The sequence below is a fragment of the Buttiauxella brennerae ATCC 51605 genome, assembly GCF_001654925.1.
GTDB lineage: Bacteria > Pseudomonadota > Gammaproteobacteria > Enterobacterales > Enterobacteriaceae > Buttiauxella > Buttiauxella brennerae.
This window is the reverse complement of sequence record NZ_LXER01000001.1, coordinates 26342-43607: the sequence shown is the minus strand read 5'-3', so window position 1 is coordinate 43607 and position 17266 is coordinate 26342. Positions and strand designations below refer to the sequence as shown.

Annotated in this window: 13 protein-coding genes and 1 riboswitch; of the genes, 6 read left to right on the top strand and 7 right to left on the bottom strand. The window is 52.0% G+C overall.

The genetic code is table 11. The features are described from left to right. The first annotated feature begins 1 nt into the window (after position 1). A complete protein-coding gene (locus M975_RS00175; RefSeq protein ID WP_064556573.1) occupies positions 2–1162 on the top strand; it encodes a glutathionylspermidine synthase family protein in 1161 nt (386 codons plus the stop codon). 31 nt (positions 1163–1193) lie between these two features. Here M975_RS00175 and ygiD read toward each other — a convergent pair whose 3' ends face one another. Further along, positions 1194–1982, bottom strand: coding sequence for a 4,5-DOPA-extradiol-dioxygenase (gene ygiD, locus M975_RS00170; protein WP_064556572.1), 789 nt, complete (start codon positions 1980–1982; stop codon positions 1194–1196). Between the two features lie 199 nt (positions 1983–2181). On the opposite strand from ygiD, the gene zupT reads away from it, so the two are divergent. Next, a complete protein-coding gene (zupT, locus tag M975_RS00165; RefSeq protein WP_064556571.1) occupies positions 2182–2949 on the top strand; it encodes a zinc transporter ZupT in 768 nt (255 codons plus the stop codon). A 49-nt stretch (positions 2950–2998) separates the two neighbouring features. Here zupT and ribB read toward each other — a convergent pair whose 3' ends face one another. Then, positions 2999–3652, bottom strand: coding sequence for a 3,4-dihydroxy-2-butanone-4-phosphate synthase (ribB, locus tag M975_RS00160; protein WP_064556570.1), 654 nt, complete (start codon positions 3650–3652; stop codon positions 2999–3001). A gap of 96 nt (positions 3653–3748) precedes the next feature. Then, positions 3749–3896: riboswitch (FMN riboswitch) on the bottom strand. Positions 3897–4030: 134 nt separating this feature from the next. Between ribB and ubiK the strand changes: the two genes are divergently transcribed. Both ubiK and M975_RS00150 read left to right on the top strand, forming a co-directional pair. After that, positions 4031–4300 carry a ubiquinone biosynthesis accessory factor UbiK gene (gene ubiK / locus M975_RS00155; protein ID WP_064556569.1) on the top strand — a complete coding sequence of 90 codons (270 nt, stop codon included), beginning with the start codon at positions 4031–4033 and terminating at the stop codon, positions 4298–4300. 350 nt (positions 4301–4650) lie between these two features. After that, a complete protein-coding gene (locus M975_RS00150) occupies positions 4651–5556 on the top strand; it encodes a prohibitin family protein (RefSeq protein ID WP_083967817.1) in 906 nt (301 codons plus the stop codon). 55 nt (positions 5557–5611) lie between these two features. On the opposite strand, the gene hldE is transcribed toward M975_RS00150, so the two are convergent. The 3 genes from hldE to M975_RS00135 form a co-directional block, all read right to left on the bottom strand. Next, positions 5612–7042, bottom strand: coding sequence for a bifunctional D-glycero-beta-D-manno-heptose-7-phosphate kinase/D-glycero-beta-D-manno-heptose 1-phosphate adenylyltransferase HldE (gene hldE / locus M975_RS00145; protein WP_064556568.1), 1431 nt, complete (start codon positions 7040–7042; stop codon positions 5612–5614). Between the two features lie 55 nt (positions 7043–7097). Next, a complete protein-coding gene (gene glnE, locus M975_RS00140; protein ID WP_064556609.1) occupies positions 7098–9947 on the bottom strand; it encodes a bifunctional [glutamate--ammonia ligase]-adenylyl-L-tyrosine phosphorylase/[glutamate--ammonia-ligase] adenylyltransferase in 2850 nt (949 codons plus the stop codon). An 85-nt stretch (positions 9948–10032) separates the two neighbouring features. Then, on the bottom strand, positions 10033–11331 hold the full coding sequence (locus M975_RS00135) for a CYTH domain-containing protein (RefSeq protein ID WP_064556567.1): 1299 nt from the start codon (positions 11329–11331) through the stop codon (positions 10033–10035). Positions 11332–11574: 243 nt separating this feature from the next. Between M975_RS00135 and M975_RS00130 the strand changes: the two genes are divergently transcribed. Together M975_RS00130 and M975_RS00125 are read left to right on the top strand one after the other, a co-directional pair. Beyond that, entirely contained in the window at positions 11575–12195 is a 621-nt protein-coding gene (locus M975_RS00130; protein ID WP_064556566.1) for a TIGR04211 family SH3 domain-containing protein, read from the top strand. A gap of 67 nt (positions 12196–12262) precedes the next feature. Next, on the top strand, positions 12263–13510 hold the full coding sequence (locus M975_RS00125) for a multifunctional CCA addition/repair protein (RefSeq protein ID WP_064556565.1): 1248 nt from the start codon (positions 12263–12265) through the stop codon (positions 13508–13510). On the opposite strand, the gene M975_RS00120 is transcribed toward M975_RS00125, so the two are convergent. Further along, on the bottom strand, positions 13491–14726 hold the full coding sequence (locus M975_RS00120) for an MFS transporter (protein ID WP_064556564.1): 1236 nt from the start codon (positions 14724–14726) through the stop codon (positions 13491–13493). The two genes, M975_RS00125 and M975_RS00120, sit on opposite strands and share 20 nt — an antisense overlap. 52 nt (positions 14727–14778) lie before the next feature. Then, positions 14779–17259, bottom strand: a complete 2481-nt coding sequence (ptsP, locus tag M975_RS00115; RefSeq protein ID WP_064556563.1) for a phosphoenolpyruvate--protein phosphotransferase — start codon at positions 17257–17259, stop codon at positions 14779–14781. Between the last annotated feature and the right edge of the window lie 7 nt (positions 17260–17266).

The window sequence follows — 17266 nt, the reverse complement described above, 5'->3', positions numbered from 1 at the left end:
TATGGAAAGAATTGCGATTACTGAGCGCCCGGACTGGCGCGAGAAAGCCACAGAATATGGTTTTAATTTTCACACCATGTATGGCGAACCCTACTGGTGTGAAGATGCTTATTACAAATTGACTCTTCCGCAGGTTGAACGCCTGGAAGAAGTCACCGCTGAATTGCACCAGATGTGCCTGAAGGTTGTGGAAAAAGTCGTGAGCAGCGATGAGCTGCTGGCGAAATTCCGCATTCCTAAACACACCTGGGAATTTGTGCGTCAGTCCTGGCGCACGCAACAGCCGTCACTTTACTCACGCCTGGATATCGCGTGGGATGGCATTGGTGAACCTAAGCTTCTGGAAAACAATGCCGATACGCCAACGTCTTTATACGAAGCGGCATTCTTCCAGTGGATCTGGCTTGAAGACCAGGTTCAGGCTGGGAATTTGCCTGCGGGAAGCGATCAATTCAACAGCCTGCAAGAGAAGATCATTGAGCGTTTTGCTGAATTAAAACAGCAGCACGGTTTCAACCTGGTGCATTTCGCCTGCTGTCAGGACACCGTAGAAGATCGCGGTACTGTCCAGTATTTACAAGACTGTGCAGCCGAAGCTGAAGTGGCGAGCGAATTTGTTTACATGGAAGAAATTGGTCTGGGCGAGAAAGGCCAGTTCACGGATGTGCAGGATCAGGTTATCAGCAACCTGTTCAAGCTCTATCCGTGGGAATTCATGCTGCGTGAAATGTTCTCCACCAAGCTTGAAGATGCTGGCGTGCGTTGGCTGGAACCTGCCTGGAAGAGCATTATCTCCAACAAAGCATTACTGCCAATGCTGTGGGAAATGTTCCCGAATCATCCAAACTTGTTGGCAGCTTATTTCGCCGAAGATAACTATCCTGAGATGGATAAGTATGTCGTGAAGCCTATCTTCTCTCGCGAAGGTGCGAACGTGAAGATCATCGAAAACGGCGAAGAAATTGCCCGTGTCGATGGCCCGTACGGCGATGAAGGCATGATCGTGCAGGAGTTCTATCAGTTGCCTAAATTTGGCGATAGTTACGTGCTGATCGGAAGCTGGCTGATCAACGATCAACCGGCAGGGATCGGTATTCGTGAAGATCGCGAATTAATCACACAGGATCTTTCGCGTTTTTACCCGCATGTGTTTGTAGAGTAACGAGTTAAAGGCGCGAAAATCGCGCCTTTTCTTATCCGACAACAACAGAAAGCATACTCAACGATCCCATCTCAATACCGTCTGTCGGCAGCGTAATTGGCTCTTTGCCATCCCATGCCCCGAGAACATACAACAACGGCAGGTAGTGATCCGCTGTTGGGTTAGATAACGATCCGCCTTCATGTTCCAGGTAATTAACCAGTGGGTGTTCGGCTACCGGCCCAAGCCAGGTGAGATTGTCTTTAACGTATTGGTTAAATGACTCAGCCCATGGATATGGCGTGTTTTCACCGTGCCAGCGCGCAGTTCTCAGGTTATGAACCACGTTACCACTGGCAATGAGCATGATGCCCTGATCGCGCAATGTCGCCAGCTTGCGGCCAATCTCAAAATGCCATGCCGCCGGTTTAGTGCTATCGATACTGAGTTGCACCATTGGAATATCGGCATTCGGGTACATCTTAATAAGCACGCCCCAGGAGCCGTGGTCAAATCCCCAGGCTTCTTTGTCTTGCATCACCGGAACGGGTGCCAGAAGGTCAACTAACTGTTGTGCAAGCGCAGGGGAACCCGGTGCCGGGTAATGAGTATCGTAGAGCGCCTGCGGGAAACCACCGAAGTCATGGATAGTTTTTGGCGTTTCCATTGCCGTAACACCCGTGCCTTTAGTGAACCAGTGCGCAGATATCACCACAATTGCTTTTGGCCGCGGTAACGTCTCTCCCAAATGGCGCCAGGCCTGGGTATATTGGTTATCTTCCAGCACGTTCATTGGGCTACCGTGTCCGAGGAACAGCGCAGGCATTCGTTGAGTTGTCATGGTGGTGTCCTTTAATCAGGTCATTCAGTTTATAAACACCACAGTACGCGCTTTTGTGTTTTGAAGAACTCAGATAAGCATGATGAAGATCTTCAGGAAATTTGAATGTAAGCGATGTGTAAAGCTTCTCAACTGGCTCTCGATTTTTATCACATCGCCCATTAATATGAATGAGAATCATTATCAAAAGGAGTGATAAATGTCAGTACCCTTGATCCTGACCCTATTAGCAGGGGGAGCCACTTTTATTGGTGCTTTTCTTGGCGTGCTCGGCCAGAAGCCATCAAACCGTGTGCTGGCATTTTCTCTCGGCTTTGCAGCGGGCATTATGTTGCTTATCTCGCTTATGGAAATGCTGCCTGCCGCACTTCACACCGAGGGAATGTCGCCGGTACTGGGTTATGGCATGTTTATGCTGGGTTTGCTGGGCTATTTCGCGCTCGACCGCGCCCTGCCCCATGCGCATCCACAAGATTTAATGGACAGCAAACCGCAGCCGCGTAATTTACGCCGCACCGCCTTGTTGCTGACTCTTGGTATTAGCCTACATAACTTCCCGGAAGGTGTGGCGACCTTTGTTACCGCCAGCAGCAACCTGGAATTAGGCATGGGGATCGCGCTCGCAGTGGCATTGCACAATATTCCTGAAGGTTTGGCTGTGGCAGGCCCGGTCTACGCGGCTACGGGTTCAAAGCGCAAAGCTATCTTCTGGGCAGGGATTTCCGGGCTGGCAGAAATTCTGGGGGGCGTGTTGGCCTGGCTGATCTTAGGCCCGATGATTTCGCCTGTTTTAATGGCAGCAATTATGGCTGCCGTCGCGGGCATTATGGTGGCGTTGTCAGTCGATGAACTGATGCCGCTCGCAAAAGAAATCGACCCGCATAACAATCCGAGTTACGGCATTCTTTGCGGTATGGCGGTGATGGGGTTTAGTCTGACGCTGCTACAAAGCAACGGAATCGGCTAAAAAAGAAGCCCGGTGTAGAAAAACCGGGCTTTTTGCTTTTTAGCGAGAGCTAGCTGGCTTTGCGTTCGTGAGCCTGACGGTATTCCACCAGGTCTTCAATTGTCACAACAGCCATATTGTGCTGGCGGGCAAAGGTGATGCACTCTGGTGCACGCGCCATGCTGCCATCATCGTTGGTCAACTCGCACAACACACCCGCAGGTTTGAAACCCGCAAGCGTGACCAAATCAATGGTTGCTTCAGTGTGGCCACCGCGAGTTAACACGCCACCAGGCTGAGCACGCAGCGGGAACACATGGCCCGGGCGGTTCAGGTCGCTTGGTTTTGCGCCATCAGCAATCGCGGCACGCACAGTCGTAATACGGTCTGCAGCAGAAACACCGGTAGTCACACCGCTTGCAGCTTCGATAGTCACAGTAAACCCTGTGCCATAGGCACTGGTGTTGTTCTCAACCATCATTGGCAATTCGAGTTGTTTACGGCGTTCTTCGGTCAGGCACAGGCAAACAATACCGCTACCGTGGCGAATGGTCAGAGCCATTTGCTCAACGGTCATGGTTTCCGCTGGGAAAATCATGTCGCCTTCGTTCTCGCGATCTTCGTCGTCAAGAACCATTACCCCGCGGCCTTCACGCAGTGCTTCAAGAGCATGTTCAACGCGTTGTGTAGGGGTGCCAAATGCAGAAAGGAGCGTCTGATTCATGGTAAAAAAACCTCATTAAAATTATGGTTACCAGAATCAGGGCAGTCTTAGGAGCTATAAAAATAACGTGAGCAGGCTTAAAAGCTTGAGCTTAGTCGTTACTCTCTCCCATCCGGACTTTAACCGTCGGCTCCGGAATTACACCGGATCTGCTGACCTCCAGATTGCTCTGGAGCGCTCGCGGGCTTTCAGCGTTCGCTGATTTACCGCCGGTGGGGAGTTACACCCCGCCCTGAGAATAAGCAGACTTACTATAACGCCGATGATTTTCTCTGGCAACGCCAAACCTTATAACATTTCGGGTTTCTAACGAGCCTCACAGGCATTACAATTAATGCTAATACCGTAAGACAATCCCGTAAGATTATGGAAGCCGCTATGATTGACCCGAAAAAAATTGAACAGATCGCACGCCAGGTCCACGAGTCAATGCCGAAAGGGATTCGTGAATTCGGGGATGATGTCGAGAAGAAAGTGCGTCAGGTTTTGCAGTCACAGTTAACCCGTCTGGATCTGGTGAGCCGCGAGGAGTTTGATGTGCAGACTCAAGTACTGCTGCGCACCCGAGAAAAACTGGCGTTGCTGGAGCAGCGTTTGAGCGAACTGGAAAGCCGTACAGCTCCGACTCAGCCAGTGGACTCACAATAGTAAGTAACGGCTGCCATGACACTCCTGTTTTCAGGAGTGTCATTATAATAAATTTACTATTTATCAAGTTCGTAAATTTATTATTCAGAATTTATAATCCGCGTTAATCATTTATTAAATCGCCCCTACTTTGATTTATCCTAAAATGTCTCATTAAATACACAACAAAAAAATAACCATTTGTTTTTGAAGGTTAATGTGCCTCACGCATCAATCCCTTGATCTGGCTATCCGTTGATTTAATTTCTTAATTTTCATACATTTCACAATCCTCCTCCGCAGCAAAATAGACTGCAAGAAGCCTACATTTTTCTAATGTGATATTCAGAACGTCTACAACGGAAGTAAAAATGGAAAATCAATTAATGACGCATTTTAAAGGTGCGCCCGGATCAAAATTAAAAATGATCGGTGGCGCAATGGCGGCCATTGTTATTATCGGCATGGCATTCGGGTCGTGGTACACCATTGATGAAACCGAGCGCGGCGTGTTATTACGAAATGGTGCGGTCATTGAAGCCATCGAACCTGGTCTTTCTTTCAAAATCCCCTTTTTCGAAAGCGTAAAACTTATTTCCGTACAGAGCCAGGTTACGGTATACGATTCATTGCAGGCCTATAGCAAAGACCAGCAAGCCGCGACACTGAAGGTTTCCGTCTCATGGCATGTTCCACCGTCAGACGTGACGAAAGTCTACAGCCAGTATCAGAATCTGACTTCACTTAATGATCGTCTAATTAGCCGCCAGGTTCCCACGCAGGTTGAGAATGTGTTCGGTGGTTTTACCGCCGTTGACGCAGTGCAACATCGTTTGCAACTGGTGAATGAAATTTCCAGTGCAATAAAGAAAAACGTTATCGGCCCGATTGTTATCGACAGCGTGCAGATTGAGAATATCGACTTCAGCGATGCGTATGAAAAAGCAGTGGAAGCCAGGATGACCGCCGAAGTTCAGGTCAAAACACGTGAGCAGGAACTGGCGACTGAACAAGTTCAGGCACAAATCCGCGTCACTCAAGCGCAGGCAGAAGCCGATGCCCAATTAGCCAATGCAAAAGCCGAAGCCGAAGCGACTCGTCTACGCGGACAGGCAGAAGCGGAAGCAATCAAAGCCCGTGCAGACGCCTTAGCCAGCAACCAAAATTTAATTGAATTAACCAAAGCAGAACGCTGGAACGGAGTATTGCCAACAACGATGCTGCCAACCGGCACACTACCGTTTATTGATACCACGCCAAATAAAGCGGGCCATTAATATTGCGGATATAAAGATAAAGCCAGCCCAATAATTTACCGGGCTGGCATGTTACTTATTGACTGTCTTGTTGAATCTTTTTAATGATGTTGGTGGTTGAACACCCATCTTCAAAGTTCAGCACCATCACTTCACCACCGTTGGCCCAGACTTCTTTACTCCCGGCAATATCATCCGGTTTGTAATCGCCACCTTTGACCAGCAGGTCAGGCAAGATCTCGCCAATCAAGCGTTGCGGAGTATCTTCTTCAAACAGTACTACCCAATCCACCGCTTCCAGTGCTGCTAACACGATCATGCGCTGATCCTGCGGGTTTACCGGGCGGGTTTCACCTTTCAGGCGTTTGGTTGAAGCATCACTGTTTGCCGCAACAATCAGGCGGTCGCCAAGTTTGCGTGCGTTCGCCAGATACGAAACGTGGCCTGCGTGAAGAATGTCGAAAACGCCGTTAGTCATTACGACTTTTTCACCGCGTTTACGCGCGTTCGCCACAGCAACTTTTAACTCAGCTTCGGTCATCACGCCAAAACCTGAATCCGCACGACCACGCACTGCGTTTTCCAGCTCAATTGGGGAAACGGTCGAAGTACCCAGTTTGCCGACCACTACGCCTGCCGCTGCATTGGCAAAGTAGCACGCTTCTTCCAGCGAATTACCCGCAGCAAGCGTTGCCGCCAGTACGCCAATGACCGTGTCACCGGCACCGGTCACATCATAAACTTCTTGCGCCTGCGTCGGCAGATGGAACGGTTCAATACCCGGTTGCAGCAGCGTCATGCCGTGTTCAGAACGGGTGATCAGCAAAGCAGAAAGATCGTATTCAGCAATGAGCTTCATACCGCGTTCCACCAGCTCTTCATCGTTCTTACACTTGCCAACAACCGCTTCAAATTCAGAGAGGTTTGGCGTTAGCAGCGTAGCACCGCGATAGCGATTAAAGTCGGTTCCTTTCGGATCGATAAGCACAGGAACGTTTGCAGCACGCGCAAGGCTAATCATATGCTGAACGCTTGCCAGCGCGCCTTTTGCGTAGTCAGAAAGCACCAGCGCGCCAATGTGCGGCAAAGCCTGGCTAATACGCTCGTGCAAAGGTTCCGGATCAACACCTTCAAAGCCTTCTTCAAAATCGAGGCGAATCAGCTGTTGGTTGCGGGAAAGTACACGCAGTTTGGTGATTGTCGGATGAGTCGGCACTGAAACGAAATCGCACTTAACGTTCACACCGGCCAGCGTCTGGCTGAGTGCTCGCGCAGCGTCATCAATACCCGTCAGGCCTACCAGGCGAGAATTCGCGCCCAGAGAAGCAATGTTCATTGCCACGTTAGCCGCGCCACCAGGGCGTTCTTCAATGTTATCGACTTTAACTACAGGTACCGGAGCTTCCGGGGAGATGCGGCTTGTAGGGCCATACCAGTAGCGATCCAGCATCACATCACCAACTACCATGACGCCTGCACGGCTGTATTCGGGCAGCGTTACTTTCATTCCTGACTCTCCAGAGAGGGATAAAATTTTGTCGCGGATAATATCACAATTAATCTTATGCGCGTGTTTGCGGCTCAGTTAGCCACGTTTGCCAGCTTTTCAATACCTGTTCACGTTCCTGAGTAAAGGTATCCATTGCCACGTTCCCTGGCAGCTCTTGCAATGCCAGGTGATGAAGTTCATCGCGCAACGTGACGTAAGCATGCGTCAGCGCTTTTGCTTCGTCATCACTCATGATGTCGTTTTGCGCCATTAATTCCAGAATGCGCACATTGTCAGACCAACGTGTTAGTTTTGGGGCCTGCGCCGCATAACGTAACACCAGATATTGAGTGATAAATTCAATATCAGTAATGCCACCTTCATCGGCTTTAATATCAAAGCGTTCACGCGTTTTCCCGCCCAGGTGCGCGCGCATTTTTTCACGCATCTCCCGCACTTCAGTCTGGAGTTTTTCACCTTCACGCGGCACACACAAAATCTTGCGGCGAATCGCGTCAAATTCCTGCTTAAGCTGTGGGTCACCATAGACAATTCGCGCCCGCACCAGGGCCTGATGCTCCCAGGTCCAGGCTTCGTTTTGCTGGTAATCAGCAAAGGCTTCAGTGGTGGTGACGAGCATTCCCGCCGCGCCAGACGGGCGCAAACGTGCGTCCACTTCATACAAAATACCTGAGGATGTACGGGTGCTGAACAAGTGCATGACACGTTGTGCGAGGCGCAGATAGAACTGGCGACCATCAATTTCACGTACGCCATCGGTCATGACATCCGATGGGCAATCGTGCAGGAATACCAGATCCAAATCGGAACTATAACCCAGCTCCCAGCCGCCGAGTTTGCCGTAGCCGACAACCGCAAAACCGCGCCCTTCACGGTTCTGCAAGTGCTTTGGCTGGCCGTATCGCAAGACCATTTGCGCCCAGGCTTGCTGGACAACAGCGTCAATCATCGCTTCAGCCAGCCAGGTTAAGTGGTCACTCACTTTCATCACCGGCAGTGTGCCCGTAATGTCAGCCGCCGCCACACGTAACAGTTGCGCCTGTTTAAACTGGCGCAACGCTTCTAGCTGCTGTTCTTCATCGTCATCCGGCACGCGCAGCAAATACTGGCGTAACTCATCACGATAAGCGTCAGTGGCGGTCGGTTGGTAAAGGGTATTCGGGTCGAGCAGTTCATCGAGCAGAAGCGGGTAACGCGCCAGTTGGCTGGCAATCATCGGTGATGCAGCACACAGCGTGATCAGGTGTTTAAGCGCCCCCGGATATTCCGTCAGCAACTCAAGATAAGTCGTGCGCGTAACTATGCCGAGTAACAGCGGTGTTAAACGAGACAATGGCAACGGTGCATCGCTGCGGGAACAGGCCTCACACAGCAAGCGTGGCATCAGCTGATCCAGCACCTGACGGCCACGCGGCCCAATGGTGCGCTTGTCAGTGTCCTGGCGGAAATCACTCACCAGGCGTAAAACTTCACCCCGCGCTGGCGGCGTTAAATGCTCGAGAACCGGCGTGTTCACATCAGCATCCAGCGCATCCTGCCATAGCTCACGCCAGGCTTCAGCGAGCTTATCTTCGCCCGGTTCCGGTTCGTCATCGCCAATCAATTCGTTAAACACCTGGCGCACGGCACTCATATGCTGTTGCAAGGTGACTTGCAGCTCGTCCCAGTTTTGCGCATTCATGCCCCACGCCAGGCGAGCACGGTTCAGCTCATCGCCAGGCAAAGTCTGCGTTTGCTCGTCATTGATGCTTTGCAGCAGGTTTTCGAGACGGCGAAGGTATAAATAGGCCGCATTGAGTTTTACGGCATCTTCTTCTGGCAGCAGGTGTAAATGCTGGATAGCTTCAAGGGTCGGTAGCAAAGAGCGCGACTGCAAAGATGGCTCGCGCCCGCCACGAATCAGCTGGAATACCTGGACGATAAACTCAGTTTCACGAATGCCGCCCGCGCCGAGTTTGATGTTATCGGTCAACCCTCGGCGGCGCACTTCACGGGCAATCATCCCTTTCATGTTTCGCAGCGACTGAATAACACTGAAATCAATATAACGACGGAAGACAAACGGCCGCAGCATGTTGCGCAGCTCCTGGCTCCACGCGTCATCGTTATCGCCCATGATACGCGCTTTAACCATCGCGTAGCGTTCCCAGTCGCGGCCTTGTTCCTGGTAATAATCTTCTAATGCGGCATAGCTCACCACCAACGGACCACTGTCACCGAACGGACGCAGGCGCATATCGACGCGATAAACAAAGCCGTCTTGAGTCGGTTGGTCGAGGACTTTAATCAGGCGCTGGCCGAGGCGTGTGAAGAACTGGGCGTTGTCCAGTTCACGGCGCCCGCCCTGGGTTGAACCGTTTTCCGGCCAGGCAAAAATCAGGTCGATATCGGAGGAGAAATTCAGCTCCCCACCGCCAAGTTTGCCCATTCCGAGGATCATCAGCGGCTGAGGGACTCCCGCCTGGTTACACGGCGTGCCCCACTCGCGGCAGCATGCTGCATAAAGCCAGTCACGGGCGGCGATAATCAACGTTTCTGCCAGGGCACTTAATTGCTGGAGGGAGCTTTCAGTCGGCACCTGCTGCAATGCCTGTGACCAGGCAATTCTCACCATCATGCGACGGCGGAACAGGCGCAGTGCGCTCATTAATGCAGGTTCACTATCGACCCCCTGCAACGCTTGCTGCAACCAGGTCGCGTAGTGCTGCCATTCGTCGGCAAGCGGTGGAGACTGCTGTAATTCTTCAAGCCATGCGGGATAGGCCGCCATGCTGTCACAAACAAAATCACTAAACGCCAGAACAGCCTGAGCCTCAGGGCTTAACGTCTGGCGATCAATCTCTTGTGGCAGGCGCGCCAGCGCCGCCTGCAAATGCTGCTGTAAAAGTGGCGCTTGCGACATCATGGTTGTGTCCCTTAGAAAGAATATCCCCTCAATAATTCAGGTTGCAGCCAACAGCCCTGCAACCTGAAATAAGACGGGTAAATTATTTCCCGCTGTGCAGCCAGAAAGGAGCCTGCGAGATAGATTCATTACGATAATGTTCGATTTCTACTTGCTGGCGAGTCGCAATGGCGTGACGCAGCCCTTGCCAGTTATCCAGCCATGGCTGTGTTTTCGAATCATCATAAACACCCGCCAGCAGACGGATAGAACCCGTTTCACGTGCCAGACGCGGCAGTTGGTCAGCATAGCTGTCACCCAATGGGCGCAGGAAAGTTTCTTTCAGCTCTGCGGCGTGACGTGAAAGATGGGTATCTGCAAAACGTTTAAATGAACCCGCCAGTTTGACGTTAGCTTTTTCGTCGGTGAATTTCTGCCATTGACGGCCTACCAGCCACTCGGTCAGCGCCAGTTTGGCCTGGCTGCTTTCCGCACTAAAAGCCAGTTCCTGCGCTTTAAGGTCTGAAGCCAGGATCGTTTCGTAAGTTGCGGCCAGTTCACGAACTTGCGTACTCGCCTTGCGTGGAATAATGCCGCCGAACAGCGCCAGTGCGTAGCGCACAAGGCCAACTGCTTCTAGTACTTGTGCTTTCGCTTTGCCGTTGCCACGCAACCACAGTTCTTCGTGGTATTGCCAGTGGCTAAGCGCCAGTTCCAGTGAACCTTCCAGCCCTTGTTCAACCGTCGCTTTCGGCGCAACGCGTAACACCGTTAACGGCTTAATTTCTCTTTCCATATTTCCCTGCACCAGATGGTAGCCGCGTGCTGCTTTGCTCAGGCTACCCTGGCGTAAACCCGGTTGAGCGACCAGTTGCTTTGCAAAAGCTAAAACGTCTACCGTTTCGCCTTCGAGTAATTCCAGCTCCAGCTCGCACAATGGCTCGGCCAGTTCACCCGCTTTCACTTCACCGAGATCTAGCGCCAGTTCGATACGGCTTTTACCGTGCGTCACTACCCATTTTTCACGGGCAAAATTGGTGCTGAAGAGTGGGTTAAGCTGGGACTGTAAATCCTTCGGAGACAGGCCCTCTGGCCAGATTTCTTCTGGAAGCAGCGATAAATCAAGTTCAGCTTTGCTAAGCTCAACATTGTATTCCGGGCGCTGATGCAACCCGCCAGTGACGCGGCCTGCGATTTTCATCGTCATTTCATAGCGGCCGTTATCGCCACGGATGCGTAAGCCCATATCATGACGGCGCAACTGGTTGTCGGCGGTTTCATAATAGATGTTGAGCAACTGGCGGGGTTCGCTATGTTGGCTTTCCAGCGAATTTAATGTATTACGAAGAGAATCCAGTTCAGCTGGATTAACGATAAATTTGAGTTCGATTTCCTGAGTCATCGTCTTTTTACTTTTAGTTGTGTCACATCGAGCTAACGCCCGGCGAACTTAGTCTCACAATAGCGGTCAGTAGATAATATTTTTCGCCAAATTACCATGAGTGGCGCGTATTTTGACGCACCACAAGCTGTGAGCAATTGGTCAAATTCACACCAGGATGATTCTCATTCAGGTTTACGGATTGCGCCGTCAGACTGATGCCACTACTATCGTTCCACTATTTATGACAATAACGACGAAATCATGCACAAATTCCGCCTAATTTGCCTTACTTTGCTCTCCCTTAGCGTTTCCGTAGTGGCTCATGCCGATGAAAAACGTTATGTATCTGACGAATTGAATACCTGGGTGCGTAGTGGTCCTGGGGATAATTACCGCTTGCTTGGCACCGTAAATGCGGGCGAAGAAGTGACCTTGCTGCAAAGCAATGAAGAAACTAAATATGGCCAGGTACGCGACAGTAACGGCCGTACCTCCTGGATTCCGCTGGCGCAGCTGAGCACCAATCCAAGCCTGCGCACGCGTGTACCGGACCTTGAAAACCAGGTCAAAACGTTGACTGACAAGCTCACGAATATTGATGCCACCTGGAATCAGCGCACGGCTGAAATGCAGCAGAAAGTGGCACAAAGCGACAGTGTCATCACCGGTCTTAAAGAAGAGAATCAACAGCTTAAAAACCAGCTAATCGTCGCGAAGAAGAAAGTTGATGCCGCGAATGTTCAGTTGGATGACAAGCAACGCGCCATCATCATGCAGTGGTTTATGTATGGCGGCGGTGTTGCAGGCTTCGGTCTGCTGCTCGGTTTATTACTGCCGCACATGATCCCAAGCCGTAAGAAGAAAGATCGCTGGATGAACTAATTCGCAACCCTGTATCCTACACTTAGCTATTATCGTCATTGGTTAACGGATGCAGGGGCATTAAAGCGTGAAGATTTATCTGGTCGGTGGTGCAGTACGTGATGGGTTGTTGAGATTACCGGTCAAAGATAAAGATTGGGTGGTGGTTGGGGCAACCCCGCAAGAGATGCTGGATGCTGGCTACCAACAGGTTGGGAAAGATTTCCCGGTGTTTCTGCATCCAAAATCTCGTGAAGAGTATGCGTTAGCGCGTACCGAGCGTAAATCAGGCCAGGGTTACACAGGTTTTACCTGCTATGCCGCGCCTGATGTCACGCTTGAGCAAGATTTGCTGCGCCGTGACCTGACTATCAACGCTATTGCCCAGGACGAGCACGGCGAATTTATCGACCCGTACAACGGGCGTGCCGATATCGAAAAACGCCTGCTGCGCCATGTATCACCGGCTTTCAATGAAGACCCGCTACGCGTTTTACGCATCGCGCGTTTTGCTGCACGCTATGCTCATCTCAATTTCCAGATTGCCCCGGAAACTCAGGCGCTGATGTCCGCGATGGCGGCTAACGGCGAACTTGAGCACCTCACACCGGAACGCGTCTGGAAAGAGACTGAAAATGCCCTCACCAGCCGTAACCCACAAGTTTATTTCGATGTGCTGCGCAAATGCGGTGCGCTGAAAGTCCTGTTCCCGGAAATCGACGCGCTGTTCGGTGTGCCTGCTCCTGAAAAGTGGCATCCGGAAATCGACACCGGTATTCACGTTCTGATGACACTGGCGATTGCTGCGCAGCTTAGCCCGGAAGTTGACGTGCGCTTTGCCACGCTGTGCCACGATCTTGGCAAAGGTCTGACACCTAAAGAGTTCTGGCCTCGCCACCATGGCCATGGCCCGGCAGGGGTAAAACTTGTCGAGCAGTTATGCCAGCGGATGCGCGTGCCAAATGAAATTCGCGATCTCGCCAGACTGGTGGCGGAATATCATGACCTCATTCATACGATGTCTATCCTCCAGCCAAAAACTATCATCAAATTATTCGATGCCATCGACGCGTGGCGCAAACCACAGCGCGTCGAACAGATGGCGTTAACCAGCGAAGCCGATGCCCGCGGGCGCACCGGTTTTGAAGCCAGTGATTATCCTCAGGGCAGGTTGCTGCGGGCAGCATGGGTTGTGGCGCAAAGCGTCACCAATAAAGAAGTGATTGATGATGGTTTCAGCGGCCCGGCGATTCGTGATGAATTAACGCGCCGCCGTATTGCCGCTGTTGAAGCGTGGAAAAAAGAAGCCGGGCTGGTTATGCCGCCTGCGAGCTAGCCGCTGCCGGTTGGCGCATCTTCAGGCCAACCAACAGCAACAACAGATAAGCGGCACACGGCACCAGAAAACTCAGGCGCAAACCAATCACGTCCATCATCCAGCCCTGCAAAAATGGCAACACGCCACCGCCTATCCCTGCCATGATCAGGAAGGCAGATGCAAGGCTAGTTTTATCCCCGAGATTGCGCACGCTTTGCGAGAAAATCACCGGGTACATCAGCGAATTCATCAAGCCAACTAACAGCAAGCATATTCCCCCCCAACGACTGCCAGACACTATCGCAAGGCCGACCAGCATGCCCGCAATGGCAGTCGCGATGCGAAAAGCGCTCACCGCATTAACGCGGTGTGCCACCATGCCATAAAGCATCCGTCCGGCAAGTGAGCCGCCCCAGTAGATAGCAATCAGTGAGGTCGCTTGCTGCATGCTCAGTGCCCCTAAAGAGGCGTCGCTGAGGTAACTCAATGCGGTAGTGCCAATCGCCACTTCCACGCCGACATAGGTAAAAATCGCCAGCAGCCCCATCACAAAATGTGTTTCACGGAACAGCTCTTTGGCGCTGTGATTCAAACGCTGTATCTGACCCTGACGGAAATCAGGCAAATGGCAACAATACAACAAGCCAATCAACCCGCAAGCCAGCGCCGCAAGTGCCAGAAAAAGCCAACGAACCGGTTCCTGGTGAGCCGCAAGACTGACCGGAAAGAGAACCAATATTCCCGCTACCAGCAACGGTGCAGCCGTCGTGCCCGTAGAGTTTATCGCTGAGGCGACGCTTAACCGGCCAGCCGCCGTCTCCTCAGGCCCTAAACGCGTGACGTAAGGGTTCGCCACCACCTGCATCGCTGCAACACCAATCGCCAGAATGAAAATAGCCACCAGCACCCATGAAAACTGAACAAGCCACATCGCCAGCGCCATCAATAAACAGCCGACAACGGCAAACCCTATGGCCAGTATTAACGTCATGCGGTAACCCAAACGCGCCATCAATGCCGAGCACGGTAAACAGGCAACGAACGGTGCCAGGTAAAACGCGACGTTAACCAACATGGCATCGCGATAGGTCAGTGAAAAATAGTGGTAGAAAAATGGAATCAACACGCTGTTAATACTGGTCAGGCAGCCCCAAAGAAAAAAGGCGCATGCCAGCACAGCGAGCGGTTTTCGAATACCATGAGATTCGCCGGGCAAGGCAGTTATTAAGGTCATTTCGCTGAAAATCCCTGTTAAAAAGCCGGGCTCAAATAGCCCGGTAACTCCGTTAAAGTGCCAGTTCAGCAGCCAACAAATCGGTTATCGCAGCAGAATCTGACAGCATCTGCAGCTGGTCGCGGAAATCGCTGTGCATCAGCTTGCGGGCCAGGCGCGAGAAAATCTTCATGTGATTTTCCTGCTCCTGTTCGTTGACCGCGAGCATGATAACCAGTTTGACATCAACACCTTCCCCCCAGCTCAGTGGCGATTTTAAGCGCAATACAGAAATGCTGCTGTGCAGGACATGCGCAGATTTGCAGTGCGGAATCGCCACACAAAAACCCAGTGCCGTGGAAAATACTGCTTCGCGATCCCAGATAGCCCTTTCTGCCAGCGCCCCGGAAACCACGCGCTGCTGCACTTCCAGGTTATCCGTCAGCAACTTGATGGCCTCTTCTTTGCTGGCTACCTGTTTATCCAGCAGCAATAGCTCCTGCGCCAGTACCGGTTTTTGCGATTGCGAACGAATAAATTGCTCAACATATTCGAGAACCTGCTCACCACTTTCACAACCAATAGCCGTTTCCAGCAGTTGCTGGCACTGCCCAACATTCAGTGAAGTGAGCGCTTCCTTACATGGCGTAATCGCCCCGGCGGCCATACTTAACTGCGTCAGCCCCATGCCAATTAATAGCGGCAACATTTGCCGGTCTGCCGCCATTTCCCCGCACAGGCTGATCGCAAGCCCGGCGGCCTGTGCACGTTGCGTAATGTCGCGCATCAACGCTAAGAATGTCGGGTTACGGTAGTCATAAAGATGGCGAACGTAGGGGTTTCCACGGTCACAGGCGAGGAAATATTGCGCCAGGTCATTGCTGCCAATCGAAACAAAATCGAGATAGTTAGCTGCTTTTTCCAGAAGATAGAGCGTTGAAGGCACTTCAACCATAATGCCCAGATGCCATTCTCCAACCGGAATATTTTCCTGCAGCAAAGTTTGCGCGATGTGCTGGAACTGGCCGTGCAGCCACTGAATTTCCGCAAGCGTTGCCACCATCGGCACCATGATATTCAGTGGCCCAACCGCACTCGCCCGAAGCAATGCACGAGCTTGCGTGGTGAAAATGTCATGAAATTGCGGGTACATACGCACCGCGCGGTAACCCAGGAACGGGTTCTCTTCTGCGGGTAGGTCCAGAAAACTGCACGGTTTATCCCCACCAATATCCAGCGTACGAATGGTGATTTTCTTGCCCGCGGCACATCTGAGTACGCCGCTATAGGCCTGATATTGTTCTTCTTCATCAGGCGCCTCGCTGCGTTCGCAAAAAAGCATTTCTGTACGGAACAGGCCGACGCCATCCGCGCCGTGTGCAAAAACACTTTGCGCTTCAACCGCCAGGGCGATGTTCGCCAGAACGCTGATCCTTGTTCCATCAGCGGTTGAAACTTGCTGCTCTCGCAACGGCGCACTGCGCTGCGCAATCGCCTGCTGTTTTGCCGATTCCAGCCGATACCAGCTTTCCATCGCCTCATTAGGATTCGCCACCAGCAAACCGTAGCGGCTGTCCAGAATCAGCATGTTGGCGCTGCGCGTCAGGGCGTCACTTTGCGTCACACCACACAGCAAAGGGATGCCAAACGAACGGGCCAGGATAACGGTGTGCGATGTTTCGCCGCCATCGCCCATCACGATGCCTTTCAGGTGCGGATTGCACAGTCGCAGAAACTGCCCCGGCGTCAGCGTGCCGTTGCAGATAACAATGCTGTCGCAAGTGAGCGCCAGTTGCGTTTCAAGCGGCCTGCCCAATAAATTAGCGGCAATGCTCTGGCACAGGTCGCGAATGTCGATGACCCTTTCACGTAGATACTGGCTGCTGCTCTTTAACAACGGCTGACTCAACTCTTGCACCGTAAGCGCGATAGCCTGCAAAGCGTTACGTGCTGTGGTGTGCGAGAGCAAGCACGTTTTGAATACCGGGTCGCTCAGCAATTTAAGCTGCGCGGCTAACACTTGTTCAGCTCCCGTCCCGGCATGGCACAACGTTTCTTGCGTTAATTCCCAGGCGTCCCGCAGTTGCTGCTGTTGCCTGGTGGCATCTGTCGCAGGTTCTTGCTGCGAGAGTACCTGAAGGTCAACGGAATCAATATGAACCGGCACACCGCGCCCAATGCCTTTGCTGACGCCGTTACCGCGCAGGTGATTCGGGCGGGCATGTTCAATAAATACCGGAAGCGGCTGAATATGCGTATCTGCCGATGGCTCCATCGGCTCATCACAGCCGGCAAACTCATCGCGCATAAATGCCTGAAGCTGTTCAAACGCAGCCTGCTGATCTTCGCCTTCAATCAGAAACTGACACGAGTCGCCGTGGGTAATATCCGCGCCAATCATACCCAGCACACTTTTAGCATTGGCCTGCGTTTTTTTACTCAGGTTTATCAGCGTGATGGCAGCACTAAACGACTGTGCGCGCTGTTCAATTTCACTGGCCGGGCGAGCGTGAATGCCATTGGGCAAAGTACAAATAAAATCGAGTGTTAGCATGTTTTTC